General features: G+C 26.6%; 26 protein-coding genes and 1 pseudogene. 26 read left to right on the top strand and 1 reads right to left on the bottom strand.

From position 1 onward, the window contains the following. Positions 1 to 121 precede the first annotated feature (121 nt). From J2S18_RS05720 to J2S18_RS05680, 9 genes are all read left to right on the top strand, one after another. On the top strand, positions 122 to 748 hold the full coding sequence (locus J2S18_RS05720) for a helix-turn-helix domain-containing protein (RefSeq protein WP_307484399.1): 627 nt from the start codon (positions 122 to 124) through the stop codon (positions 746 to 748). 58 nt (positions 749 to 806) lie between these two features. Continuing rightward, a complete protein-coding gene (locus tag J2S18_RS05715) occupies positions 807 to 2,012 on the top strand; it encodes a ParB/RepB/Spo0J family partition protein (RefSeq protein WP_307484396.1) in 1,206 nt (401 codons plus the stop codon). A 97-nt stretch (positions 2,013 to 2,109) separates the two neighbouring features. Beyond that, the gene (locus tag J2S18_RS05710; RefSeq protein ID WP_307484393.1) at positions 2,110 to 2,412 is read left to right on the top strand and encodes a hypothetical protein; all 303 of its coding nucleotides are present in this window, start codon (positions 2,110 to 2,112) and stop codon (positions 2,410 to 2,412) included. A gap of 43 nt (positions 2,413 to 2,455) precedes the next feature. Then, positions 2,456 to 5,599, top strand: a complete 3,144-nt coding sequence (locus J2S18_RS05705; protein ID WP_307484391.1) for an RNA dependent RNA polymerase — start codon at positions 2,456 to 2,458, stop codon at positions 5,597 to 5,599. An 89-nt stretch (positions 5,600 to 5,688) separates the two neighbouring features. Continuing rightward, positions 5,689 to 5,886, top strand: coding sequence for a hypothetical protein (locus J2S18_RS05700; protein ID WP_307484389.1), 198 nt, complete (start codon positions 5,689 to 5,691; stop codon positions 5,884 to 5,886). A 17-nt stretch (positions 5,887 to 5,903) separates the two neighbouring features. Then, on the top strand, positions 5,904 to 7,793 hold the full coding sequence (locus tag J2S18_RS05695) for a hypothetical protein (protein ID WP_307484388.1): 1,890 nt from the start codon (positions 5,904 to 5,906) through the stop codon (positions 7,791 to 7,793). 636 nt (positions 7,794 to 8,429) lie between these two features. After that, positions 8,430 to 8,771, top strand: coding sequence for a hypothetical protein (locus J2S18_RS05690; RefSeq protein ID WP_307484385.1), 342 nt, complete (start codon positions 8,430 to 8,432; stop codon positions 8,769 to 8,771). 165 nt (positions 8,772 to 8,936) lie between these two features. Further along, entirely contained in the window at positions 8,937 to 9,140 is a 204-nt protein-coding gene (locus J2S18_RS05685; protein WP_307484384.1) for a hypothetical protein, read from the top strand. A 646-nt stretch (positions 9,141 to 9,786) separates the two neighbouring features. After that, positions 9,787 to 9,927, top strand: coding sequence for a hypothetical protein (locus tag J2S18_RS05680; protein ID WP_307484382.1), 141 nt, complete (start codon positions 9,787 to 9,789; stop codon positions 9,925 to 9,927). A 164-nt stretch (positions 9,928 to 10,091) separates the two neighbouring features. Here the strand turns inward: J2S18_RS05680 and J2S18_RS05675 are convergent, their stop codons facing one another. Continuing rightward, a complete protein-coding gene (locus J2S18_RS05675) occupies positions 10,092 to 10,259 on the bottom strand; it encodes a hypothetical protein (protein ID WP_307484380.1) in 168 nt (55 codons plus the stop codon). Positions 10,260 to 10,348: 89 nt separating this feature from the next. Between J2S18_RS05675 and J2S18_RS05670 the strand changes: the two genes are divergently transcribed. The 17 genes and pseudogenes from J2S18_RS05670 to J2S18_RS05590 all read left to right on the top strand — a co-directional run bounded on the left by J2S18_RS05670 (position 10,349) and on the right by J2S18_RS05590 (position 25,564). Then, on the top strand, positions 10,349 to 10,810 hold the full coding sequence (locus tag J2S18_RS05670) for a DUF8602 domain-containing protein (RefSeq protein WP_380081372.1): 462 nt from the start codon (positions 10,349 to 10,351) through the stop codon (positions 10,808 to 10,810). Positions 10,811 to 10,927: 117 nt separating this feature from the next. Beyond that, positions 10,928 to 11,350 carry a phage terminase small subunit P27 family gene (locus J2S18_RS05665; RefSeq protein WP_307484375.1) on the top strand — a complete coding sequence of 141 codons (423 nt, stop codon included), beginning with the start codon at positions 10,928 to 10,930 and terminating at the stop codon, positions 11,348 to 11,350. Then, a complete protein-coding gene (locus J2S18_RS05660; RefSeq protein ID WP_307484373.1) occupies positions 11,343 to 13,016 on the top strand; it encodes a terminase large subunit in 1,674 nt (557 codons plus the stop codon). The genes J2S18_RS05665 and J2S18_RS05660 overlap by 8 nt, the downstream gene beginning before the upstream one ends. 205 nt (positions 13,017 to 13,221) lie before the next feature. After that, the gene (locus J2S18_RS05655) at positions 13,222 to 14,451 is read left to right on the top strand and encodes a phage portal protein (RefSeq protein WP_307484371.1); all 1,230 of its coding nucleotides are present in this window, start codon (positions 13,222 to 13,224) and stop codon (positions 14,449 to 14,451) included. Next, a complete protein-coding gene (locus J2S18_RS05650; RefSeq protein WP_307484368.1) occupies positions 14,429 to 15,031 on the top strand; it encodes an HK97 family phage prohead protease in 603 nt (200 codons plus the stop codon). Before J2S18_RS05655 ends, J2S18_RS05650 begins: the two co-directional genes overlap by 23 nt. A 45-nt stretch (positions 15,032 to 15,076) precedes the next feature. After that, positions 15,077 to 16,180, top strand: a complete 1,104-nt coding sequence (locus J2S18_RS05645; RefSeq protein WP_307484365.1) for a phage major capsid protein — start codon at positions 15,077 to 15,079, stop codon at positions 16,178 to 16,180. A gap of 48 nt (positions 16,181 to 16,228) precedes the next feature. After that, positions 16,229 to 16,519: a head-tail connector protein gene (locus J2S18_RS05640; RefSeq protein WP_307484361.1), complete on the top strand. Its 291-nt coding sequence runs from the start codon at positions 16,229 to 16,231 to the stop codon at positions 16,517 to 16,519. Then, positions 16,512 to 16,850 carry a phage head closure protein gene (locus J2S18_RS05635; RefSeq protein WP_307484358.1) on the top strand — a complete coding sequence of 113 codons (339 nt, stop codon included), beginning with the start codon at positions 16,512 to 16,514 and terminating at the stop codon, positions 16,848 to 16,850. Before J2S18_RS05640 ends, J2S18_RS05635 begins: the two co-directional genes overlap by 8 nt. Next, the gene (locus J2S18_RS05630) at positions 16,850 to 17,206 is read left to right on the top strand and encodes an HK97-gp10 family putative phage morphogenesis protein (protein WP_307484355.1); all 357 of its coding nucleotides are present in this window, start codon (positions 16,850 to 16,852) and stop codon (positions 17,204 to 17,206) included. The genes J2S18_RS05635 and J2S18_RS05630 overlap by 1 nt, the downstream gene beginning before the upstream one ends. Positions 17,207 to 17,211: 5 nt before the next feature. Beyond that, positions 17,212 to 17,562 (top strand): prohead protease, encoded by a 351-nt coding sequence (locus J2S18_RS05625; RefSeq protein WP_307484642.1) that lies wholly within the window; start codon positions 17,212 to 17,214, stop codon positions 17,560 to 17,562. A 25-nt stretch (positions 17,563 to 17,587) separates the two neighbouring features. Further along, positions 17,588 to 18,196, top strand: coding sequence for a major tail protein (locus tag J2S18_RS05620; protein WP_307484353.1), 609 nt, complete (start codon positions 17,588 to 17,590; stop codon positions 18,194 to 18,196). A 12-nt stretch (positions 18,197 to 18,208) separates the two neighbouring features. Then, complete coding sequence (locus J2S18_RS05615) at positions 18,209 to 18,547, top strand: RNA polymerase subunit sigma (RefSeq protein ID WP_307484350.1); 339 nt, start codon at positions 18,209 to 18,211, stop codon at positions 18,545 to 18,547. A gap of 282 nt (positions 18,548 to 18,829) precedes the next feature. Beyond that, positions 18,830 to 22,381: a phage tail tape measure protein gene (locus J2S18_RS05610; RefSeq protein ID WP_307484347.1), complete on the top strand. Its 3,552-nt coding sequence runs from the start codon at positions 18,830 to 18,832 to the stop codon at positions 22,379 to 22,381. Positions 22,382 to 22,455: 74 nt separating this feature from the next. Continuing rightward, the gene (locus J2S18_RS05605; protein WP_307484344.1) at positions 22,456 to 23,034 is read left to right on the top strand and encodes an HNH endonuclease; all 579 of its coding nucleotides are present in this window, start codon (positions 22,456 to 22,458) and stop codon (positions 23,032 to 23,034) included. Between the two features lie 131 nt (positions 23,035 to 23,165). Then, positions 23,166 to 23,288, top strand: a pseudogene (locus J2S18_RS05600) (sporulation initiation factor Spo0A C-terminal domain-containing protein); the annotation flags it as partial. Between the two features lie 167 nt (positions 23,289 to 23,455). Then, the gene (locus tag J2S18_RS05595; RefSeq protein WP_307484342.1) at positions 23,456 to 24,421 is read left to right on the top strand and encodes a tyrosine-type recombinase/integrase; all 966 of its coding nucleotides are present in this window, start codon (positions 23,456 to 23,458) and stop codon (positions 24,419 to 24,421) included. 564 nt (positions 24,422 to 24,985) lie between these two features. Next, positions 24,986 to 25,564 carry a hypothetical protein gene (locus J2S18_RS05590; protein WP_307484340.1) on the top strand — a complete coding sequence of 193 codons (579 nt, stop codon included), beginning with the start codon at positions 24,986 to 24,988 and terminating at the stop codon, positions 25,562 to 25,564. Positions 25,565 to 25,905: the final 341 nt, after the last annotated feature.

Here is a 25,905-nt window from a genome sequence, read left to right as displayed (position 1 = left end):
ATATTATCCATTAAATGTTAATTAGAGTAACTATTTGATTAACAATGTTAATCTTACTGTTGATATATGAGTAACTATATGCTATTATATCAATAGTAAGTTAAAAAGAGAGGAAATAGAAATGGTAGGATTAGAATATTTATGTAGTTTAAATAATATTACATATGCACAGTTATCAAGAGAATTAGGAATTAGCAGACAATCAGTAGCAGCTTGGCTTAATGGGAGCAGAAAAATTCCGCAAAAACATTATACAAAACTTAAAGAAATATTTGATGTGTCAGAAGAATACTTTAATAAAGAATTGACAGAATTAGATAAGTTAAAAATACAAAAATTAAAATTGGAAGAAGAAATTGTTGAATATAAGTATTCAAGTGTAAATTATGATGATGAAACTAATGAAAAATATGAAATTGAAGATGTCGCTTACTTAATGCCAGACGAATTAGGTGAAATAAATTTTAAAATTGAACAAAAAAATTTACTTGCTAAAATAGATAATTATATTAATGAGAAAAACTTAAAAGATGAAAATGAAATGAACGATGAGGCATATTATATAATGAAAGCTTTTAATTCATTTTATCAAGTAATTAAGAAAGATAATATAGACATAAAAATAATTATAGATATTTTAAGCGGAATTAAAATGGCTCAAGGAACTGCATTTGATACTAAAGTATTTGTAAGGAAAATAGCTAGTATTGTTAAAGAACAAGTTATTTTAAATAAAAAAAGAAAGTAATTGTATAAAAACATAAGATTAAATAAGTTTAAAAAACAAATAAATAAGGAGTGATTAAATGTTAATAGAAATTGACAGACTATGGAAACATTCAAGAAATATTGAATTTTTTGATGATATGGAAGGACAAAAATGGGAAGATTTTAAAAAAAGTATAAAGAGTAGGGGAGTTATTGAACCAATAGTGCTTACACAAGATTTATTAATAGTAAGTGGACATCAAAGAGTTAAAGCTTGTGAAGAACTAGGAATTAAGAAAATAGACTGCACAGTAAAACAGTATAAAGATTCAGAAGAAAAAAGTATGCAAGACTCAATTATAGAGGACTTAATTACAACTAACATAATGCAAAGAGGTATGGGAAACTTAAATCCAATGAAAGCTGCTAAATGTATTATGGAACTTGAAAGAATATGGGGGATACAGAACGGTGGGAATAGAGGAAATCAATATAAAGTGGCAGATAAAGATAATCTTAATCTGCCAACTCAAAAAGATTTAGCTGATCAATTAGATATCTCTCAACAACAACTTCAAGACTACAAAAAACTAACTAAATTAATACCAGAACTTCAAGATATGGTTGAAACTAAACAATTATCAGCAACTGTAGGTTATAAAATATGGGCTAAAATGCCAAAAGAAGAACAAGAAAAATTCTTCAATGAAATAGGTAAAGATCAAATTTCTAGCTTAACTCAAAAGGCTACCAAAGAATACATAGATAAAGTAAAAAACTTAGAGGAAGAATTACATAGAGAAAAGAATAAAGAGCCTAAAGTAGTGGAAAAAGTAGTTGAGAAGATAGTTGATAATACTGACTACGGTTTAAAAAATAGAAATAAAATGTTGGAAGAAGAGTTGGCTAGTAAAAAACGACAATTAAAGAATATTTCGGAACAAAAAGTATTACTGAAAGAAGAAATAGAATCTTATAAAAAAGACAGTGATGAATATAAAAAGTTATTAAAGGATATGGATACTTTAACACAAACAAGAGAAGATTTAGGCAGACGAATACAGGGAGTTAGACAAACCACAGCCTTATTATGTGATGTTGATGATATGCTTAAGTTAATTTCTCCTATAAAATACTCCAAGGCCATAATAGATGTTAAAGACGATGAAGTAGTAGCTGAAAATTTAAGAATAATGGTTAATTTAGTACAGAATTGGTGCATAGAAATGAATAAGTTAATATCCAATGAAAATAATTATATATATGCTGAGGTAATAGAAGGAAATTTTAATGAAGTAGCTTAAATCTAAAGTAATGAGGTTACAGGGCAATCCTGCCCCTTCACCTTTCGGTTATGAGTAGAGATAATAAAATAATTAAAAATAAAAAGGAGACGTTAAAATGGAAGATTTATTAGAAAGAGAACAAAAATTTAAAGAGGAAAAATATGTTTATGAAAGTATGCAACCATTAACATATGAAGAAAAAGAATTTATAAAAGAGAAAAATTTAGAAAATTGCAGTATTAAAGATAAACTATTTAATTTATATGAATTAAGATATGAAGAAAACTGGATAAATGGAGAAGGAAATATAAATCATGAATATATAGAGAAACTTGAAACCATAATATCTAAATTTGATTATATGAAGGAAAAGAAAAATAATATAAATGGCTTGTATCGGAGTAAGATACAAGCTTAATAATTAAATTGAAAATATAAAATTAAAAGGGGAAAAGATAGTATTGAAAAAACAGAAACAATATAAGATAGATTATGTAAGAGATAGAGAAATTTTAAAAGAGATAGCATTAAGTCAGAATGTAATAATAGAGGCATTAGAGATATATTTAAACAAAGAATTTAAAGATGGAGAACATATAGGCGAATTAATAAAAGTGATATTAAAAAAAGGGGAAGAATTAGAAACTTTAAAAGAAGGAATAACTTATAATTATATAGATTATTTGCCGTTATTAACTTCGCCAAATATGCAGAAAGCAGAAGAAAATGAGAATGAAGGATATAAATTAGAATACATATTTATAAAAAAAGAATTTGAAGGATTTAAAGATAAGCTAGAAGATATATTAAGTCTAGGCAAATCAAAAGAATGGGAAAATAAAGATGAATTTGCAATAGTAAAAGATGTTACTGCAAGGCTTGGATTAGCAACATCAGGCACATATAAAATTAATCATAATTTTAGCTTTATTGTACTTCCAGAAGAATCATATACATATTTAACTAATAACTATATAGCATTTAAAAATAAAGATTATAGTGAAACTGTAGATATAACACCAGATTCAGATCCAAAAGCATATGAACATACCATTTTTGATGGATTTGGATTAATGAGTAATAATATGGCTAATATTATACAGAAACAATTAAAAAAAGATCATAGAGTAGATTTTGCTATTATTAGAGGATACAATGGACTAGCTATTAAAGGCTTATGTTTACGTTTTGATTGGAATAAATATTTTAAAGAAAATTATATAGAAGATACTGATTTTATTAAAAAGTCTAAAAATGGTTTTGACATAAAAGATTATAAAGGTAACTGGAAAGATACTAATGTAGATTTTATTTTAACTGAATCTCAAGTTAAATGGTTAAAAAATTGGACTAATTTAGATGAGTGGCAAAATTCAAAAGATAATTTTGATGATAAATATAAAACAATAATTAATAATTTATATATAACCAAAACTAATAAAAATCCTAAAAAGCTCAAGACTCACACCTTAGCGAATTATCAATTATTAAATAATATAGCAATCACACCACAAGAAATTGAGGAATTAAGCAATCCTACAGAAACATATTATAAAAAGATATTAGATTATGATATAGATTCAATAAGACTATTTATGGGAGATATGGCTAATGATATAACTATTAAAAAAGATGAAGAAATGATAAGTGAAGGATTAAATGCAAGTACAAAAGTACAATTTTTATTACAGACATTAGGTACAAAAGCGTTAAAAATGAAAAACATAAGAGAAATAATACAGAATATGATAACTAAAAAAATATCACAAGCAGCAGGAGGAAAATTTTATATTGAAGGTGGATATAAATTAGCAGCATGTTGTCCTATATCGTTTTGTAATTGGATTATGACTAGAGATACATGTGATAATGGATTACAAGAAAGAGAGTATTATATACCAAAATGGAATAAAGAAAAGGTTGTAATGAGTAGAAATCCTATAGCTTGTTTTCAAGAAATACAAAGAACAGAAATAGTTGATAAAGAAAATATAAATAAATGGTTAGAAGACTATACATCAGAATTAATTTTTTATAATCAAAAAGATGATACAGCTATGAAAATGAGTGGAATGGATTTTGATGGTGATGGTAATTTAATAACAAAAAATAAGCTAATATATAATTCTGTAGTTATTCCCGATAAAGTTTTTGTTAACTTAAGTGATGGTAAAGAAGATTCTCCAAAACATAAATATACAAAAGAGCAAAGGTGGGAAAATGAAGTTGCTAGTTCAGGAAATTTGATTGGAAAAATAGCTAATTGTACAAGCATAATAAATAGTTATTCACAAAGTTCTTATTATTATAAAAAAGAGGACAAAGAAAATGGCAAACTTGTTGAATATAGTTGGAAAGACTTGCTTGTAGAAGATGGTATAAGACGTTTTGGAAAAGAAACATGGGAATATTTAAATTCTAATAAAGAAGATGAATATGCAGATGCAAGAGACAACACGTTAGATGAACATAGAATTCTATATAATAAAAAACTTAAAAAATTATTAGAAAACGGAGAAATAGAATTTCAAAAAGATTGGGATAAAGAAAAACAAAGAAAGTTAATTAAAGAAAGATTTTTTGATATGTCAGTAGATAGTTATTGCGCAGTAGAGTTAAGTATGATGGCCATTGATGCTCCTAAAACTTTAAAGTTTCCTACAAAGGAATTAAAATATTTGAAAGAATATAATAAGATGAAAAAACCAAGTTTTATGTGCTATTTGGGGAAGTGTAAAAAGAAGAGAACTTCTAATTATAGAACTTCATTAGATATAAATGGTAAAAGAATAGCAGGAACATTATTAAAGAAAAATTTAACTTTAAAGAATGGAAAAGATAACTATAAAAGTGAATTAGATAAAAAATGTAATACATCAACTAAAAAGAATATATTGCATGAAGAATTAAAAAATCATAGTAAAAAGAGTGGAATGTTAAATAAAGAATTGCAAAGTTTATATTCTGAGTTTAGTGGTAAATATTTAAAGAGTAAAACACCTAATCATTCTAATATTGAGTGGATTAGAGCAAAATTCAATTTAGATGAAGATGAGTATACAAATAAAGAAGCATTTAGTATTAGTAATTTGTATTTTATAAATGAGTATAGAGAAATTACTAAAAATTTAGAATTAAATGATATAGTATATAATTTATTATCAGCAGAAGTTAGTGTTACTTTTATGTTAGATATAGCTTGGAATACAATAGAAACTTGTATAAGGAAAAACTATAAAGACTTAGCAAAAAATTATATAGAAGATAAAAATGGAGATATAGATTGGTTGTTTAAGAAATATAGAAAGATAAAATCAAATATAGAAGATAATAAATTGATAAATAAAGATATAATAGGCTATGAAAAAAGGTTAGGTAATAAAACTATCAAACTAAGTTTTAAACGTTTAGGAGAAGACATAGTGGTTAATGAAGGTGATATATTAACCGTTAATGGAGAATATCTAATAAATAAAAATAATGAAAAATTAGAATTATATAAAGACAAAAAAGGATTAATAGAAGATTATAAAAAAATAGAAATATTAGATTATAAGGTTAACAAGAAAAGTATACAAATAGAAGTTAAGATAATTGAGAAGTAAGAAGGTTACAGGGCAATCCTGCCCCTTCACCTTTTGGTTATGGACGGTATTAGTCTAAAAGTTGATTAAATAAAAAGGAGAATTAAAATATGAATGATAAAAAATTTTATATAATTAGGAATAAAGCTTTAGCACTCGCAATAGCGTATACAACTGGAGAAGAATTTTATACATATGATGATAAATTTGAAGCTGGTAATAAGGTATATAGTTTTAAATATACAGATAGATTCAAAGTTGCTTTTGATGAAATATGTAATTTAAGAGATAAATTGAATAAAAAATAAGGAGTGATAGAGCAGATATGAAAAAGCGACCTAATTTTAATGAAAGAAAATTAAAATTTAAAAAAGAAAGTATGGTAAAAGAATATAAAAATAAAATGGATAGAATAAATGATAAACAAGAGGATTTTGCAAATGAAATAATAGATAAGATTTTTAATTGTGAAAAAGATAAAATATATGTAAATTACAATAGGTGTGGCATAGGAAAAACCACACTTATAAAATCTATTTTAAATAATTTAGTAAATAATTATTTTTATTTTGGACTTCCTAAGGATAGCAAGATGTTAGAGAGTAATGGAGTTATAGTGGTAACTGATAAATTAGATAGATTAGAAGATATAAATAATTATAAAGGTTTAGAAGACATATGTTATTTTATGAAATATGAAAAATCAGATGAAGAGCAATTATATAAAAATACAAGAATTGAATTTAATAAGCAACTTGAACAACAAAAGAAATATCCAATAGTATTAATTTCAACACAAAAATATTTTAAAATGAAAGAAAAAGAAAGAAATTTATTATATGAGTGGGAAAAAGGAAAAAGATCAATAAAGTTGATTGATGAGAAGCCTTACATAATTACTACTGATATAATTAACGAAAAATATTTATCTGATATTAGTAAGGGGTTAGAAGAATTACCAAAAGGGGAGGAAAAAGAATATCTAATTGATTATTGGGAACAGATACGCAATCATTTATATAATTTAAGAAAGAATTATACTGAATATGACTTGAATTGGATTTCTGGTGATGGAACAGATGTATTATTTAGTAAAGCTTTAGATAAAAAGTTTTTTGAGATATTAGAAAAATATGCAACTACAAAAATATATAATGATATAGAATGTTTGAAAGATATTAATAAAAATGGTTGTTTATTTGTAAGTCCTAGCGATAGTATACAAAGTAATGCAAGGCAATTAATATTAATAAGAAATAATATTGATAAGTTTGATATAGATAAATGTAAAAATATTATTTTTGATGCTACTGCAAAATATGATATAGAATACAATATGTCAGATAGATTTGAATTATTTAAAAGTAATGATACAAAAGAAAGTGATATAAAAATACATCATATACTAACATCAACCAGTCAAAATTCTTTACTTAAGAAAGAAAATCATATAGAAACCATATCTAAATACATAAATAGTTTAGGCGATAATTTATTTGTTGCTACATATGGTAAGAAAAGAGGCATTTTTCAAGAGTTTTCTAGAAAATTAAATACAAAGAATATAGCTTATTTTGGTGATATAAAAGGGAAAAATGATTGGAATGCTTTTAGTTCTATGGCTCAAATTGGAATGAATAGAAAATCAAATTATGTTTATTTAATAAAATATATAGCGTTAACTAATATAGATAAAAAATGGAATAAAATAATTGATCAAGATGAAATTTCATTAGAAATAAAAAATATTATTGAAAATAAGGAAGGTATTTTTGAAAATGATAAAATGCAAGAAATTATGGAAAGTGATTTAATAGTTGATACTATACAAAATATAATGAGAATTAAATGTAGGCATTTCAGCAATACAGAATTGTGTAATATATTTATTTTATGTGCTTCATATTTAAATAATATTACTAGGAAAGTAGCTGATGTAGTAAATGCAAAGCTAGAAGAACATACACCAAATATTTTTAAAGAAGAAAAATTAATAAATAGAAAAGCAAATGAAGGTAAAGAAAAAACTAATCCACAAATTTTACTTGAATATCTGAAAAACTTAGATAAAGGAAAAATAATAAAGATGAAAGATTTGATAAAAGGAAGTGGGTTAACTAAAAAACAAATAGATAAAGTTCGTGAAAAGCATTGTATTATAAAGGAATGGTTTGAATTTCATAAAACTAAAAAGAAAGGTGAATATATAGCATAATAAAAATGCCCCCCCTTTTCTAATAAAAAATTATTATTAGGGAAAGGGGGGCAAAATTTATAATAAATTATTTATGGACAACGATAGTTGTTCATAAGGCAAACACTTCTCCGCAAGGAAAGTGTGCGTCAGTTCAATACAGCAATTATGAAAAAAGAAATAGAATTTAGATAATGTAAGTTCTTGCTACATTAATAGGCTTAGGTCACTCCGTTCCCTTGTGCCTATTTGTTATGAAGGTTTAAAATAAATCTGTAAACTTTCAAAAGATAGTGAATTTTAGTAGCTATCTTTTCCCTTTTTAAACAAGAGAGAATATAAAAAGATAATAAAAGTCTAATTTTAAATGATTAGATTTTTTATAAAATATAACGTACATTTATTACAGGTAAGTTTTTGTCAATGTTTTTGTAGTGAGTTCAAACCTCACCTTCTTTTTAAATAGTATAAAATGTTGAATAAATTATATGATAGGCTAACTTCTTACATTAGCCTATCTTTTTTATGTTTAAAGGGGTAATTTTACCCTAAGAAAATATATTAGCATATCTTGTCTTATTTAGGATAAGTAGTGGAGTAGTTTACCCACTTATCCCTTTAAGCATAAAAATGAAAAAAGAAATGAGGAGATTTATAATGAATAAAAATATTGTGAGAATAAAAGAATTAGAAGAAAATATTAAAGAGAAAGATAAAAAGATAGAATATCTTAGTACTATTATAAATGGGTTAATGAAAGATTTAGAAGTTCTTGAAGTTAAAGGCTTAGAGGCAATGGAAGAATTAGAAAGAGATAAAAAATTATATAAAGACAAATATAATTTATTAGCTGATGTAACAGAAAAAGCTATTAATGAAGAAATAGGAAAATTAAAAAAAGAAAATAAAAAATTAAAAATTGAAAATAGACAGTTTGTGATGGAAAAGATAGATAGAGAAATAAAGTTAAGTATTAAGCCAGAAATAATTATTGTTTAAAGATTATATAATTTTAATTAAAATACTCGTAAATGATTATAAATAAAAACAAAAAAAGGAGAAATGAATATATGAATAAAGATATTATAGAAAAATTTGCATATACAAAAGAAGAAATAGTAAAATTTTGTGAAAAGTTAGAACTTAAAAAGGAGAGAAGATAGTATGATAAAAATTAAAATAAATAATGGTGATATATTTGACTTTGAAGGAGATTTTTCATATTTAAAGTCAAAATTATTTGAAGATATTAAAAATAGTTTTGGGCAAAAAATAGGATCTAAATTAAGTAGTGATTTTATAAAAATAAATAAAGGCAAATATTTAAAAGTAGGTAGTATTAGTTCTATTGATGTAATTAATGTATAGTATAATAAATAAATTTGTAGTATAATATAAATTATAAGTGTAGCTGATACTTTAAAAACCTGAAAGATTTGTATAATTTAATTGTATACAGTTGGCAGACAACAGAAAAATCAGCTAATTAATATTGATTTAAAAAAAGTATTGAATTTTTTTTAATAAGTGATTAATGTAAGTAATAAAAGCGGTGAACTTCTACCAGTAAGTGAAGAGTTAAAAAAGTGGTGAATCTCAGCCGATAAATGAGAACTAAAAAAGCGGTGAATTTCTACCATTAAGTGAAGAGCTAAAAAAGTAGTAATTTAATCACAAATGTGATAAACATAAACTAAGAGAAAAATTGAATTTAGAAATGTATTAAAATAGTCGGATTGGAGACGTAAAACCCAATTCCATTGGTCGGAATGAAGACCTAAAACTCATTTCCATTGCAGAGATAACTGCTAAAAATCTAGGAAAGGATGGCTATTTTTAGCTGTCCTTTTTTAGAAATATATGAATTAAATAAGTTCGATAGAGGATATAAAGTAATGCTAAGTTGAAATATACTTAGTTTTTTAGGTTAAAGCAGGGGTGCGACATAAAAAGACTTGTCTTATAAAAATTATTGAGTTAATATATTTACATAATATTTATAAGGAGGATTTTTATGGATTTAAAAGAATTAATTAGAAATTCAAGAAAGCAAGTACAGCGCATAAAACATATAAAATATATAGAAAGGAATAAAGATGAAAGTGATGAGGATTATTATAATAGGCTGATAGATATAAAAGGAAAATTAGAATAGAAGAAAGATATACTAATTGGAAACCTTATAGATACGCTGGATCTTTTTATGAAGTTGAAAATATAACAGAATATTTAAATCTTAATTAAATATATGGAAGTCTATTTAATATAGGCTTCTTTTTTATGTTTTAAATTAAGGGATAGTCATAGTAACTTAAAGCATTATTCCTTAGTTACACCTTTAAATGGGGTATCACTTGAAGTTTTACCATCTATGAATTTACCAGTTGAGCTATCTCTTTTTACCCATGTATTTGTTTTAGGGTTATGTGTTTGAGTTCTTGATTTTACTGCACCTTTTCTACTACCTTTACCTGTATTCTTAGCCATTATATCAGATCCTTTCTTTAACTATCCCTTAATAATAAATTCTATATAAATTAAATGAAATACTTTAAATTGAAATGAGGTGATTAGTTATGGCAATATTAAAAACATGCAGTTGGACAGGCTGTAATAAGATAGTCAGGGAAGGTGTAATGTACTGCAATTATCATAAAAATAAATATGATGAAGAGCAGAAAGAAAAGTGGAAAGAATATAAAAGAAGAAGGATGCACAATGAGGAGCAAAGAAAGTTTCAAAGGTTTTATTCAAGCAAAGAGTGGAGAATGGTAAGGCAATTGGCTATAAGAGACACCGTAAGTATAGATGTAATTGATTATTATAAATTTAATAAAATAACTCAAGGAGAAATTGTTCATCATATAGTTGAAGTAAGTGAAGATTATGATAAAAGATTAAATAGAGATAACTTGATATATCTTACTGCAAGTAATCATAAGTTCGCACATAAAGAATACTGTAAAGGTAATAAAGAAAAGATGCAAAATTTGTTGTTAAGTTTGAAGAGTAGGTTTATGGAGGAGTTTGATTTATAAAAGTTGGGGAGTAAGAAAAGTTTAGACTAAGTGACGAAAGTCCACGGTCTGCAATCTTTTGTAAGTTTTTTTATACTTTTTTTAGGTAGTGGGGGTATGAATTTTTAGAGAGAGGAGATGGTTCAAATAAGTGAAATAAACAATAAAAAAATTATAAAAGTAAAATGTCCAAAAATTTTAAATAAAGATGGAAAAAAAGAATGGAAAAGAGTTATAAAAATTTTTGAAGAAGAAAATAAAAAATTTACAGATCAGGACATAAAAGCACTAGAGAGATATTGTTCTTCTTATAGTGATATATTAAAATTCTCAAAACTCTTAGAGGAAACAGGATATTTAATTTATAGTACTAGTGGTTATCCTCAGCAACATCCATATTGTCAATTAAAGAAAAATGCAGAGCAAGAGATGAGAAATTGGATGAAAGAATTAGGACTAACTCCAGCAGCTAGAGCAAGGATGAATAAAAATAAATTTATTAGTGTAGGTGATAATTATTCTAAGGAAGATAAGGACATGGAGAAACTTTTTAATGATTAATCAGAAATTATTAGATAAACTAATAGAAGAAAATAAAATCAATCAAAATCTTATGCTTGATAAAATAAATAAGCAAATGGAAGATAAATGGAATGATGATAAATATTACTTTGATATAGTAGAATGTAAAAAGATATATAAATATATAAGTTTATTAAAAAACGATAAAGGAACTTCAAGAAAGTTTAAAATACTTAGATTTCAGTTTGAAATAATAGTTGAGATTTTATGTGTTAAAAGAAAAAAAGATAATTTGAGAAGATTTAGAGAAGCTCATATAAATGTTGCAAGAAAAAACTCTAAGTCTTTTTTAGTTGGAATTATTATGAGTTATATATTCTTTATGCAAAAAAATATATTTGGTGCTTTATTTATTATAACTGGTAATACAACTAAACAAGCTACAGAACTTTACAATACTTTTAAGTGTTTTGTTAATAGTAATAAAGCATTAAGAAGAAGATGTAAAATTACAGATTCAAAAAAAGAAATTATAAGAAAAGATAATAAAAATAAGTTAATAGTTCTTAGTAATGATGGCGGAGGAGCTGATAGTTATTCGGTGTACAGTTTTGCATGTGATGAAGTACATGAATATAAATCAGATGAAATTTATGGAAAGTTGAAAACAGGTACAGGACAATGGGATGAGCCTTTAGCAATTACATTAACTACTGCAAGTTCTGGAGAAAATAAATTCAACTTAGAAATGCAATTATACACAGTGGCTAAAAATATAGAAGAAGAAAAAGGAGAAGATGAAACTTTTTATTATAAAATATATGAAGCTGATAAAGAGTGTGAAATTGATGATGTAAGGCAATGGTTTAAAGCAAATCCAGCATTAGGATTATTTAGAAAAATAGATGATATAGTAAATTTATGTAATAGAGTTAAATTAATGCCACTTCAAGAAAATATGTTTAGAAGAATGTTTCTAAATCAACATGTAGCAACAGATCATATTAAAAATGCAATTAATATGGAATTATGGGAACAATGTATACAAGATATAAAAATAGAAGATTTTGAAGGCGAAAAATGTTGGTGTGGATTAGATTTATCTTCTCAGCATGATATTACTGGATTTGTGCAAGTATTTTATAGAGAAAATGATGATAAATACTATGTATTTCCACATTTATTTACGGCTAGAGATACAGTTGTAGAAAGAGAAGAAAAAGACAAGAACCCATATAGTACATGGATAAAAAACGGTGAATTAATAGCAACCGAAGGAAGGTATATAAAGTTTAATGATATGTTAGATTATATGAATAATTTGAGCAACGAATATAATTTTGAAAAGCTTGGATTTGATAGATTTGGAAGTCCAACTATAATGAATGTTCTTGAAAAAGAATGGGATATAGTTCCACTAGGTCAAGGAACTATTACTATGACTACATTTATAAAAGATTTTGAAAATTTACTTATAGATAATAGAATTGTTATTGCTAGAAATAACTTATTTGATTTTATGGCTAGTAATTGTATTGCTGTATATAATGAACAAATGGACTGCAAATATAGTAAAAAGAAATCTAAGTTTAAAATTGATGGAATTATAGCTATGTTAATGGCTTTAGGATTAGCGATAGAAGATAATGAAGTTGAACATTATGATCCTTTCGAAGCGATGAAAACTATGGATTGTTGGAAATAGAGGTGGTTAAAATAAAAAATATATTTAAAAATTTTATAGACAAGTTTAAACAGAAATTATTTATAGCAGATATGTTATTAATAATTTCTTTTTTAATAGTCTTTTTTACTACATTTACGCTTAATAGATATGTAGCAATGTATTTACTTGCCATTGGATTATTTTTATTAAGCTATTTTATACAGAAAGGAGGAAGTTGTAATTAATGTTTTGGGATAAACTAGAAAAACGTGATAATTTTAAAAATATTAGTGATTTTACATTTACTAATTTATTTAAGGAAGGATATGAAGTTAATGATGATGCATTAAAAGAAAGTACATATTTTAAATGTATTAAATATATTTCTGAGAGCGTAGCTAAATGCCCTATAATTTTAAAACAAGATACTAAAAATGGAGAAATGGAAGCTTACAAACATAGATTATATGAGAAATTAAGACTTAGACCTAATCCTTACATGAGTTCTGTAGAATGTATAAGAACTGTGGTAGCGTTAGGAGAACATTATGGTATGAGTGGATTATATATAGATAGAGCAACTATGAATGTATATCCAGCAAAAATCCAAAATATAACTATAGATGATGTAGGATTAATAAAAACATTAAAGAAAAATGCAATTTTATATAATATTACTATTTGTAATGATAACTTTGATGTAAAAGAAGAAGATTTGTGTATATACAAATCTGGTTTAACTTTTGATGGAATAAATACTAAATCAAATAGAAGTTTATTGAAAAATATAATTAATACTAATATTAAAAGTTCTAAGTATTTAAATAATTTATTTGATTCTGGATTAACTAATAAAATTCTTGTACAAATGACGAGTGATATTAAAGATACAAAGGAACTTAAAAAGACTCAAGAAAAGTTTGATAAATTATATTCTTCAAACGGAAGAACTTTTACAGTACCAGTAGGATATAACATATCTAGTCTTAATCTAAGTTTGGCAGATGCACAATTTGAACAACTTAGAAAATTAAGTAGGAGAGAAATAGCTAATGCATTTGGGCTAAGTCCAGCACAAATTAATGATTTGAGTGATTCTAATAATAATAATATGGAAATGCAAAATTTAGGATTTCTAGCAGATACATTATTAATTAAGTTTCAACAAATAGAACAAGAATTAGATTGGAAATATTTAAGTTCTAGTGATAGAAAAAATGGTTTTAAATGTAGATTTAATCAATCTGTTATGCTGAGAACTGATGCTAAAACACAATCAGAAATTATTTGTAAATATTTACAAAATGGGGCTTATAGTATTAATGATGCTAAAAGAATATTAGGTATGCCATTAGTAGAAGATGGAGATAGTATTCTAGTACCAAGTGGATATTATAAATTAGAAGATTTAAGTAAAATAACATTATTAAAAGCACAAGGAGGTGTTAAAGATGAGAGGACAGAAGGAAATTAGAAAACTTATTGCTACAGATTTAGAAACTAGAACAGATGAAAAGTCTAGTGAGAAGATAATTACTGGATATATAAATAAGTTTAATACTAGAAGTCAGTATATGGGGTTTTATGAGGAAGTGTCTAATGGTACATTTGATAAAACTTTAGCTGATGGACATAATATTTATGCTATGTATAATCATGATGCAAATATGATTTTAGGTTCTACTAGGAGTGGAAGTTTAAAATTAAATGTTGATAATATAGGATTACATTTTGAATTAAGAATAAACCCTAATATATCTTATGCTAATGATATTTCTGAATTAGTAAAGTCAGGAGATATAGAAGGGTGTTCTTTTGGATTTTGGGTTACTGATGATGAGTGGACATATACAGAAGATAAGATTGATTTAAGAATTATTAAAGAAGTTGAACTTATAGAGGTTACAATAACACCTTTTCCAGCTTACCTTGATAGTGAGGCAAGTTGTAGAAGTTATGAATTACATAATAAAGAAATTGAAAAAACTAAAGAACTTAGAGCATTAGAAAAAGAAATTGAAATATTAGAAATTGAATTAGAACTAGAAGGATAGTTCTTTTTTTATACAAAAAATTAAATGAAAGTGAGGAATTAATTAATGAGAATTGATGAATTAAAAGAACAAATAAAAACTTTAACAGGAGAAGTCAGAAGTCTAACTGATAATAAAGACTTAGAGGGTGCTAAGGCTAAATTAGAAGAACTAAGACAGGCTAAAGAAACTTTAAAAATAAAAGAAGAATTAGAAGAAGAAGAAATAAGAGATTTAAAAAAGCAAAAAGAAGAAAGAAAAGGGGATGTAAAAATGGAAAATAGAAAAGTAACAAAAGAAATGGAATTAAGAGCAATTGCAGGTATTGCATTAAATAAAGCAGGAGAATTATCAGAAGAAGAAAGAAGTACAATAACAAGTGCTGGAAATACGGCTATAATTCCTAAACAGTTTGTAAATGAACTTATAGAAATTAAAAAGGGATATGGTTCATTAAAGCAATTATGTGATGTAATTCCAGTAACTAGAAATGAGGGTACTATTCCAGTAATAAATTATGATCAAAATGATCTTGCAGATTTAACAGAAGGTCAAGACATAGTTGAAGGTAATTTAGTGACAACAGATGTTCCTTTTAAATGTAGTAAGGTTGGATTATTCCAAAAAGTTAGTTCTGAAACTGTAGATGATTCAGCTATCGAAGTTGATAATTTAATAAGAAACAATTTTAGCGAAATTTCTACAACTAAAGAAAATAAAAAGATAGTAACAGTTATAAATACAAATGCAAAAGCAATTGAAGGAGCAACTGATTATAGTGCAATAGAAAATGCTATAGATAGTACAGTTCCTAGTGCAAAAGGTGGAGTTGTAACTTTATGTAATAGTGCTGGATATTGCTTATTAAATAATATGAAAGATAAACAAGGTAGACCATTGAACTTAATTACAGTTGGAGCAAATGGAGTTGAATATTTCCATAACAAACCTATATATCAATTTGATGATAGTCTAGCTACTCCAACAAAGGGAAAGACAGCCTTATTCTTTACTTTAAACTTTAAGGAAGCAGTAAAGTTTATTGATAGAAAACAGATAACCGTTGCTACTGGTAAAGAAATTAAAGATGATACTAACATGTGGAGTATATTAGAAAGAATAGATGTTGTAAGTGGTTCAAAGAGAACTATAAATAAAATAGAACTTTAATTTAAGGAGGGATTAATCTCCCTTCTTTTTATATAAAGGAGGTATTAAGTGGTAAGTTTAGAAGAAATGAAAAATTATTTAAGGGTAGATTGTGAAGAAGATAATCAAGCAATAAATAATTTTATTAATGAAGCGACTATATATATTGATAGTTGTGTGGGATCTAACTATAAAAAACATGAAAATAAATTAAAATTAGCAGATTTATTAATTAAAAAAATAGTATCTGATTTATATGATAATAGAGGTCTTTATTTAGATAATAAGAAAGGTGGATATGATAGAATTTCAAATACCATTTTAGATATTTTAGTAAACTGTGGTGATGAAAATGAATAATAAGCTAACTGAAAGAATTACTATACAAGAATATAAAACTATTCAAAATGAAAATGGTTTTGATGAAGAAATCTGGAAAGAGTATTATACTTGTTGGTCAGGTTTTAGACAAATAACTGGAAAAGAGTACATAAGTGCTAAAGCTACTAATAGCGAGAATATAACTACATTTACAGTAAGATATTGTAACAAGCTTAAGGAACTATTAAAGCCAGGTGCAACAAAGGTATTTAGAGTTAAATTCAATGAAGAATTTTATGATATACAATATGCTAGTGATTACAATAATTCTCACCAATACATTGATTTAAAATGTAAGGTAACAAGCTAATGTCAATAGAAATTGAAGGAATGGAAGAATTTGAAGAATTATTACAGAACATGGTTTTAGATGCTAGTGATAAAAAGAAAGCAGTAAGAGCAGGAATAAAAGTAATTGCTAAAAGTATAGAAAATAAATCTCCAAAGGGAAAAACTAAAAGATTATCTAAAATAAAAACAACTGTAAAAGATACGGGATTATCAGTAGAAGGAATTGCACACTCAAAGGCATTTTATGATGTTTTTGAAGAGTTTGGAACTTCTCAGCAAAAGAAAAATATTGGTTACTTTGATAGGGCTGCACAAGAGAGTTCAGATGAGGCAATTAATGAAGTTGCTAAAGTAATTTTTGCAAAAGTGAGGTGATTATTATAAGTATAAAGAAACATTTATTAAACACCTTAAATTGTAGCGAAATTTTAAATTTAACTGGAGATAAGAGGGTACATTTCCTACATGCAAACAATCCTAAAATTCCTTATTTAGAATATGAGGTTATTTCAGAAAATGGAGAAGAATTTGCAGAAAGTAGAGAAATATATACTAATTATTTGATTCAAGTAGATATATTTAGTAAAGGTGACTACACAGAATTAGAAGAAATTATAAAAAAAGAAATGTTGAAGGCTGGATATTGTAGAGATCAGGCTGTAGATATGTATGAAAAAGATACAAAACTGTATCACAAGGCGATGAGATTTAATATTTCATTGCCTTATTAAGTTTAAAAAATAAGGAGGAATTAAAATGGCAAATAAACAAGAAATAACACCAGTAATTGGTATAAAAAGATTATATGTTTCAAAATTAATAAGTGAGGTAAATGGTAAATATGAGTATGATGCACCAAAATATTTTCCATTAGTAAAACAAATACAAATAAAAGTAAAGGAATCAAGTGATCCATTCTATGCTGAAAGTAGAAAAATATTCACTATGTCTACACTTCAAGATATAGCAGTAAGTATTGATATTGCTGATTTAACAGATGAGGACGAATGTTACTTAATGGGGCATAAGTTAGCAGAAACAGGAGGGATTATAAAAAGTGACCTTGATAGAGCACCAACTGTTGCAATAATGTTTGAAGCTGAAAAGTCTAATGGAGAAAGAAGATATGAAACTTTTTATGCTGGAAACTTTGGTATATCAGATGAAGATATAAAAGGAATGGAAGGTAAAGCTAATTATCAAAGTAAAAAGCTACAAGCTAGTTTTAGACCTTTAGATAATGGAACATGGAGTTATAAAGTGGATAGCGATTCTCCAAATGTAACAAAAGAATTTTTATCAAAGTTCTTTGACAAAGTAATAGTAGCAGAAGCAAAAAAAGATTTAGAGAAATCAGTAGCATAAGGAGGAGCATAAATGAAAAGAAAATTAATACTAGGGAATGAAGAATTAGAATTTAAAATGACGAATAAAACTATATTTGATATAGATGAAAAATTTAATAACTTTGGAGAAGTAATTAATGGAGTTATGAATAATACAAACTTATATAATAATTCTCTAAAAGTTATATCTTGTGCATGTATTACAAGAGAATTAACTATAGATGAATTAATAGAAAAATTAAAACCTGAACAAATAACTAAGGAGATTGTAAGTGTTGCTTATGGACTCTACTTTGATTATATGGGAATAAAACTACAAACAGATAAAAATAAAAGTGAAGAAGATATAACTAAAAAAAAAGAAATTTAAGTGAGAAGCCTTTTAATGTAAATAGGCTTTTTTTTATTGCAAAAACACAACTCAATTATAGTAGACAAGAGTTCTTTGATAGCACATTTAAAGAAATAATAGATTTAATCGAAGAACTCAACTATTTTGGTGAAAAAAATTCAAGTGATAAAGATGAGAATTATTCAGGAAATACGAAAAAAGTAATGGCAATAGATGAATTACCTTTTTCATGTATATAAAGCTTATTAAGGGAGGAGGTAAAATTATACGAGCAATATAGAAAAACGCATAACAACCAAAATGGTACTAGATGATAGTGGATATTCTAGTACTTTAAAAGGGATAAATTCAGAACTTAAAAATAATAAAAGTCAATTGAGAGCAGTATCTAGTGGACTTGAGGCTTTTGGACATACAACACAAAATGTAAATAGAGTACAAGAGACTTTAAAAAGACAACTAGAATTACAAGCTAAAAAAGTCGATTTATATAAAGAAAGTATAAAAAAAGCTACAGGTACATTAGAAGAAAATATAGATAAAAGAGAAAAATTAAAGAAATCTATAGAACAAGAGAAAGCAAAACTAGATAGTTTGCAAAAAACTTATGGATCAAATAATGAGGCTGTAAGAAATAGTGAGAAGAAACTTCAAGAACTACAAGAGCAATATGAAAGAACAGATAAAAGTATTGAGAATAATGCTAAAAGAATACAAAACTATGAAACTAATTTAAATAAGGCACAGGGGGAAGTCAATAAAACTACTAGTTCTATAAATAAATTTAATAAAGAATTAGAAAATGTAGATGGATTTAAAAGCACTAAAAAGAAGTTAGAAGAAACTAGCACTAGTTTTAAAAACTTTGGTGAAAAAGCTGAAAATATAGGTGGCAAATTAACTTCTCATGTTTCTTTACCTTTACTTGGAGTAGGAGTAGCAGCAAGTAAGGTTGGTATAGACTTTGAGGCGCAAATGGACAAAGTAGCAGCTATTTCAGGAGCAACAGGAGATGATTTTAAAAAGTTAGAATCTAAAGCAGAAGAAATGGGAGCAAAAACTAAGTTTAGTGCGAGTGAAGCAGGTCAAGGATTAGAATATATGGCTATGGCTGGTTGGAAAACAAATGATATGTTAGAAGGAATAGAACCAATATTAAATTTAGCTATAGCAAGTAATGAAGAACTTGGAACTACTTCTGATATAGTAACAGATGCTTTAACGGCCTTTGGATTGAAAGCTAAAGATACAACGATGTTTACAGATGTATTAGCAACAGCATCATCAAATGCAAACACTAACGTTGGTATGATGGGAGAAACATTTAAGTATGCAGCACCAGTAATGGGAGCATTAGGGTATAGTGTTAAAGATACGGCACTAGGTATTGGACTTATGGCTAATAATGGAATAAAAGCAAGTCAAGCAGGTACGGCTTTGAGAGCAGGTTTAACAAATTTAGTTAAGCCAACAGATGCTATTGCAGCGGCTATGAAAAGATATGGAATATCAGTAAAAGATGGACATGGAAAAATGAAGACGTTTAAAAATATCATGGTAGAGCTTAGAGAAAAGTTAGGACATTTAGATAAAGCAACACAAGCTGCAACAGTTTCACAAATATTTGGTAAAGAAGCTATGAGTGGTTGGTTAGCTATTATAAATTCAAGTAAAAGTGATTTTGACAAGCTATCAGACTCAATTGACAATAGTGAAGGTGCTACATCTAAAATGGCTAAGACTATGAGTAATAATGCAAAAGGTAGTTTAGCAGAAATGACAAGTGCATTAGAAGGTGCAGGAATAAAGGCCTTTAAAGCATTAGCACCAGCAATAACAAGTGTAGCAAATTCAATAGGAGATTTAGCAAACGATTTTAGTAAGTTAAGTCCAGAGACACAAGGATTTATTGTAAAAGCTGGTATGATTGCAATGGCTACCGGTCCAGTAATAAGTGGCATAGGAAATATGAGTAAAGGTATTGGTGGACTTATAAGTATTGGAAGTAAATTAGGAGGTTTATGCAGTTTAGTTACTACAGGTTTAGGAACTGTTTCAAGTGCAACAGCAGGAGCAACAATAGCGGCAGAAGGTGCAACTATAGCTGCTGGAGGATTAGGAGCAACGGTGGCCGCAGTAGCAGCACCAATTGCAATAGGAGTTGCAGCAATAGCAGGAATAGGTTACGTTGCTTATAAAACAAGTGAAAAATTAAATTCTAGTGCTACACCAGCAGTTGATCTATTCGCTGATAAAGTAGTGGATTCTACAAGAAAAATAAAGAATGGAAATCAAGAAATTCAAGCAGTTACAGGAAGGACTACAGTAAAGATAAGTGAATCAACTAAAAAATCGATTTCAGATTATATAGACTTAGATAAAAAAGCAAGTAATTCACTTATGAACTTAAGAATAAATTCTGATAAGTTTACTAAAGATGCTAAGAATAAGGTTGTTAAAAACTTTACTGATATGAGTAAAAAATCTAGTAGTTTATCAAAAGAGCAAAGAGAAAGAATGACAATTGATTTTAAGAAACTTGTTAGTGATACTGGAAATTTAACAAAGAAGAATAAAGATGAAATAATTAAACAGTATACATTAATGGTTAATGGAACTAAAGGACTTAGCAAGAAACAAAAAGAACAGACTATAAAAGACTTTACTGATACTTTAAATAAAAGTACATCTATTACTAAAAAGCAATCTGATGATATACAAAAGCTTTATAAAGATATGGGAGACAAAATAAAGGTCGGACTAGATAAGAATAAAGAAGATGAATTAAAATCATTAAAAGATTTCTTTGGTAAAAGTAATGCACTTACAGTACAAGAAGAAGCAGATATATTAAAAAAGACCAATGAAAGTTGGAGTGAAAAAAAGAAAGATATAGATGAATGGCAAAAACAAATAAATGAAATCATTAAAAAAGCAGCAGATGAACATAGACATATTACTAACGATGAATCTAAAATTATAGCTGATATTCAAAAAAAGATGAAAGAAAATGCAGTAAAAACTCTTAGTGAAAATGAGGTTCAAGCTAAAGTTATATTAGAAAGAATGAAAGAGCATGATAATAATATAACTGCGGAACAAGCAAGTGAACATATAAAGAAATTAAATGAACTAAAAGATAAATCAGTTAAAGCTGCGAATGAAGAGTGTGATAAAAGAATAGCAGAAATAATTAGAATGAGAGATGAAAGTAAAGTTATAAGTAAGGATCAAGCTGATAAATTAATTGAAGATGCTAAAAGACAGAAGAAAGAAACAGTAGAAGCAGCAGAAGGTACTAGAAAAGAAGCCGTAGAAAAAATAACTAGTATGAATAGTACAATTTCAGAAAATGTTGACACTACAACAGGTAATGTATTAACTAATTGGCAAAAGTTCGCTAATTGGTGGGATAAATGGTGGCCTGAACCTAAGACACTTTCAGTTAAAGAAACAGGAGGATCACCTAATCCAATGGCTAGAAGACAATATGGACATAAAGAAAATTGGACTGGTAACTCTTGGTTTAAAGGAGGATATACAACCCTTCACGAAAGAGGATATGAGTTATATGATTTACCAGAAGGTACAAAAATATATAACCATGAATCAAGTGAAGCTATGGTAAAAGCATCAGCAGAAAAGGCGGCTGAGTTAGTTGTAGGAAATATATTAAGTAGATTACCAATTGCTAATCAACAACAAACTAGAGAAAATCCAAATGTAACGATAAAAACAGATTTACATATAGAAACTTTAAATGAAGGTACAAAAGAAGATTTAGAAAGAATGTTAGAAAAAAGTAATAGGGACTTATTAAATAGATTCAAAAGAGAATTTGCTACGTATTAAATTAAAGTTAAGTAGTAGTTAAAGGTTAGGAGAAATCCTAGCCTTATTTTTTTCATAAGAAAGGAGAATGATAAATGAAAGGTAATATGTATTTAGTTAATAAAAACAATGTAGAAATTATAATAAATAGCAGTAAATATGGAATTAAAAAGGTAGTAATAGATAATGAGGATATAGAAAAATGCAAGAAAATAACATGGTTTTACGCTAAAAATATAGATAGTGTTTATGTTGAAGGAAATTATAGAGGTAAAAAGATAAAATTACATAGGTATATAATGGATATGACTGATAATAGTAGATTAGTGGATCATATAAATAGAAATACATTAGATAATAGAAAATCAAATCTTAGAGTAGCTACATATCAAGAGAATAGTTTTAATAGGAGTATTCGTTCTGATAATAAGTCAGGGTATGTAGGTGTAGATTTTAAAAATAATAAATGGAGAGCAAAGATAAAATATAATGGAATAACTATTCACCTAGGATATTTTGTAGATAAAAATGAAGCAATTTTAAATAGACAATTAGCTGAGCAATATTTATTTAAAGAATTTAAACCATTAATAGAATTAATAAGTAATGATGTAGAATTGATTAATAAAGCAAATTTAAATATTATTAATAGAATTAATAATAAAATAGCATGAAATATTTGTAAAAAAATGAAGTTTAGTATATAATTATACCAATAAAGAAACTTAGTGTAAGCCAATAAATATTTTAGGATATTTTTTAATTAAACTTACATCGAAAAAATAACGGAAAACCCCTTGGTTGTCAAATTGATGCTATAAATAAGCTTTTTGGATATACAATTCATAATGATAAGGGTAAGCCAACGAATAGTGAATTTATAGCTATAATAGCTGACAAGCTAAGACTAAAAAATAAAGTGTCATAAATGGCTTGGTTGTAGTAATATCAATAGAGAACAAATAATTAAAAAAAGTCAAAATTATATTTTTTATACCAACTAATATAATTTGATACCAATAAATATAAATTAAATTTTAAAATTAAACACTTTCTATCGGTTGGAGTTTTCCAATTGGTAGGAGGTGTTTTTTTATGTCAATATTAAAATCTAAAAGAAATTTAAATTTTTACATTGAAGAATTTATGGAATATTGCAATTTAAAAGATTTATCTAAAAAGACAATGAAATCATATGAATCAACTTTGTTATTATTTTCAAAGTATACTGAGGAAGAATTTCAAATAGATAAAATTCAAGAAATAAAGATAAAACATACAAAGGAATATATAAAATTCACAAAAGAAAGAGGAAAGTATTCTTATGTTTCTAATGATAAAACAGTTTTAATAAATAATCCAAGTATAAGAAAAGATTTTGGAAAAACTATATCACCAGCAACAATAAATAATTATATTAGAAATTTAAAAGTATTTTTTACTTGGGCAGTTGATAACAAAATTATAAAATGTAGCCCAATGGATAAAGTTGAGTTTGTTAAATGCAAAAGAAAACCAAAGGATCAATTATCTGATTCGGATTTTAAGGCATTAATTAAAGCTTTAGATATTACTAAATATAGTGAATATAGGGATTATGTAATAATTCAATTGATTATGGATACAGGAATGAGGATTGGAGAAACATTAGCTTTAACCATTGAGGATATTGATTTAGTTAGAAGGGCAATTTTAATTCCAGCTGATATAAGTAAGGGGAAAAAGGATAGATATGTTTTCTTTAGTAATACTATGGCAAGTTTATTAAGAAGATGGTTACAGTTCAAAGACAGGTATATTAATAATGATGTTCTATTATTTCCAACAACAAGGGGAACACAACTTGGAATACCACATTTTGAAAGGAATTTTAGGATATATAAAGAACGTGCAAATTTAAATAAGAATACTACAGCACATGGATTAAGGAATAATTTTGCAAAAAGATGTTTAATGTCTGGGATGGATATATATATATTATCAAGATTATTAAGACATAGTTCGGTAACAGTTTTGACAGTAACAGATATAGAAAGAACTATCAAAGGTTTAATCCTTTAGAAAATATGCAAAGAAGGTAAAAAGAGGAGCTAATACTCGGAATACCAGCTCCTAACGAGATTATTCAAAAAACACAAAACAGAGATTAAAGAAAATCTTTAAAAACTTAATATTGAAAATCTCTACTACATTTTAGCACAGGCTAGAGCTGTAATAAAGTAGTTGTTGAGAGAGTAATCAGCTTAAAAAATAACCTGTCCTAGCTGGGTTTATAGTTTCTCACGGTATGAAAAAAAGTTACCAAAAAGATATGAGTACATCTACGTCTGTGTAGTCAAGGATACAGGCGTAAATCCTCAGTTTGAATGGTACTGAGTTATCAAAAACATTAGGCGATGGACGTACTGATGATGATCTGTGAACAGTACAGTATTAGAACTTAGGACAGGAATGAGTTTGTTATTAATACTATTGTCCACTGACCGTAAGAATGATAGCTGAACGCTTATACAGGCGTATTAGACGCTACACTACTTAAACTAAAGTATTTACTTAACCTAATAGATATACATTAGAAAAAATTCAATAATTAGGTATAATGTATTTATAGATAGGAGTGGTAATATGGAATATATAAACAATCTTAGAAAGTTAAAATTTAACGAAGATAGTGAAATTCATATAAAAAAAAGAAAGGAGTTTATACAGGCTACAAAAAGAGACGATACGTTAGCTATTGTATTAAAAGCACACTTATATATTGAGGCAGAGTTAGAGGAACTACTAAGATTAGGTACTAAAAATTATAAAGTATTGCATTTAAAGTACTTTAAAGAGAAGTTAAATCTATGTTATGGGATAGGATTGATAGATAAGGATTTATATACTGTACTTAAAAAGTTTAATACAATAAGAAATAAGTATGGTCATAGTGTGGACTTTGAGATAACAGAAATAGACTTTAAAGAAATGTACGATTTGATGAATAGTGAACAAAAAGAGGAATATAGTGAGGATTTAAAAATTAGTACTATGTTTTCACAAGAAACTTTTGATATAAGATTGAGATTGTTATTAGCAAGTTTATATTCAGAGGTAGTAGTATTCTGTCAATCAGTAAACAGTACAATAGCAGAGAATTTCTTAGAATGGAAAATTAATATACTTAATGAGAATTCAGACATATTAAAAAGGGGTAGATAAGTAGTAATGCCTATAGAAACCTTTAAAATAAGAACTATAATTGTTAGGTAAGACTAGTATGGTTAGCTATAAGTAAAAGACCGGCGTTAATCAAGAAAGAGGAGCAGGAATTAAAGGAGTTGGACGATATAATAGATAGGACATACGGAGGAAAGAGGTAGAGAGCTGCAACGACGGCTCTTTTTATTTGTATTACTTACTGAAATATAAGTAACGGGAGGTAATACTATAATTAGTATAACAAGAGAAAGATGTACAGAGTATGTACATTTAGATACAGGCGAGATACTGATAGCTAGGAAAATAGTAAGGGAACATTTACAAGAGGAGACTGAGAAGAA

The organism is Eubacterium multiforme (genome assembly GCF_030813415.1).
Taxonomy (GTDB): Bacteria; Bacillota; Clostridia; order Clostridiales; family Clostridiaceae; genus Clostridium; species Clostridium multiforme.
The sequence above is the reverse complement of the archived record's forward strand: the minus strand, read 5'-3'. Positions and strand labels throughout refer to the sequence as shown.

Excerpts from the sequence above, each read along its gene's own strand:
- J2S18_RS05685 (WP_307484384.1), top strand. The coding sequence starts at position 8,937 with ATGATAAAAATTAAAATAAATAATGGTGATATATTTGACTTTGAAGGA.
- J2S18_RS05645 (WP_307484365.1), top strand. The coding sequence starts at position 15,077 with ATGAGAATTGATGAATTAAAAGAACAAATAAAAACTTTAACAGGAGAA.
- J2S18_RS05665 (WP_307484375.1), top strand. The coding sequence starts at position 10,928 with ATGGTTCAAATAAGTGAAATAAACAATAAAAAAATTATAAAAGTAAAA.
- J2S18_RS05720 (WP_307484399.1), top strand. The coding sequence starts at position 122 with ATGGTAGGATTAGAATATTTATGTAGTTTAAATAATATTACATATGCA.
- J2S18_RS05715 (WP_307484396.1), top strand. The coding sequence starts at position 807 with ATGTTAATAGAAATTGACAGACTATGGAAACATTCAAGAAATATTGAA.
- J2S18_RS05610 (WP_307484347.1), top strand. The coding sequence starts at position 18,830 with ATGGTACTAGATGATAGTGGATATTCTAGTACTTTAAAAGGGATAAAT.
- J2S18_RS05595 (WP_307484342.1), top strand. The coding sequence starts at position 23,456 with ATGTCAATATTAAAATCTAAAAGAAATTTAAATTTTTACATTGAAGAA.
- J2S18_RS05675 (WP_307484380.1), bottom strand. The coding sequence starts at position 10,259 with ATGGCTAAGAATACAGGTAAAGGTAGTAGAAAAGGTGCAGTAAAATCA.
- J2S18_RS05695 (WP_307484388.1), top strand. The coding sequence starts at position 5,904 with ATGAAAAAGCGACCTAATTTTAATGAAAGAAAATTAAAATTTAAAAAA.
- J2S18_RS05655 (WP_307484371.1), top strand. The coding sequence starts at position 13,222 with ATGTTTTGGGATAAACTAGAAAAACGTGATAATTTTAAAAATATTAGT.
- J2S18_RS05660 (WP_307484373.1), top strand. The coding sequence starts at position 11,343 with ATGATTAATCAGAAATTATTAGATAAACTAATAGAAGAAAATAAAATC.
- J2S18_RS05710 (WP_307484393.1), top strand. The coding sequence starts at position 2,110 with ATGGAAGATTTATTAGAAAGAGAACAAAAATTTAAAGAGGAAAAATAT.
- J2S18_RS05650 (WP_307484368.1), top strand. The coding sequence starts at position 14,429 with ATGAGAGGACAGAAGGAAATTAGAAAACTTATTGCTACAGATTTAGAA.
- J2S18_RS05590 (WP_307484340.1), top strand. The coding sequence starts at position 24,986 with ATGGAATATATAAACAATCTTAGAAAGTTAAAATTTAACGAAGATAGT.
- J2S18_RS05630 (WP_307484355.1), top strand. The coding sequence starts at position 16,850 with ATGTCAATAGAAATTGAAGGAATGGAAGAATTTGAAGAATTATTACAG.
- J2S18_RS05620 (WP_307484353.1), top strand. The coding sequence starts at position 17,588 with ATGGCAAATAAACAAGAAATAACACCAGTAATTGGTATAAAAAGATTA.
- J2S18_RS05615 (WP_307484350.1), top strand. The coding sequence starts at position 18,209 with ATGAAAAGAAAATTAATACTAGGGAATGAAGAATTAGAATTTAAAATG.
- J2S18_RS05690 (WP_307484385.1), top strand. The coding sequence starts at position 8,430 with ATGAATAAAAATATTGTGAGAATAAAAGAATTAGAAGAAAATATTAAA.
- J2S18_RS05670 (WP_380081372.1), top strand. The coding sequence starts at position 10,349 with ATGGCAATATTAAAAACATGCAGTTGGACAGGCTGTAATAAGATAGTC.
- J2S18_RS05680 (WP_307484382.1), top strand. The coding sequence starts at position 9,787 with ATGGATTTAAAAGAATTAATTAGAAATTCAAGAAAGCAAGTACAGCGC.
- J2S18_RS05605 (WP_307484344.1), top strand. The coding sequence starts at position 22,456 with ATGAAAGGTAATATGTATTTAGTTAATAAAAACAATGTAGAAATTATA.
- J2S18_RS05635 (WP_307484358.1), top strand. The coding sequence starts at position 16,512 with ATGAATAATAAGCTAACTGAAAGAATTACTATACAAGAATATAAAACT.
- J2S18_RS05700 (WP_307484389.1), top strand. The coding sequence starts at position 5,689 with ATGAATGATAAAAAATTTTATATAATTAGGAATAAAGCTTTAGCACTC.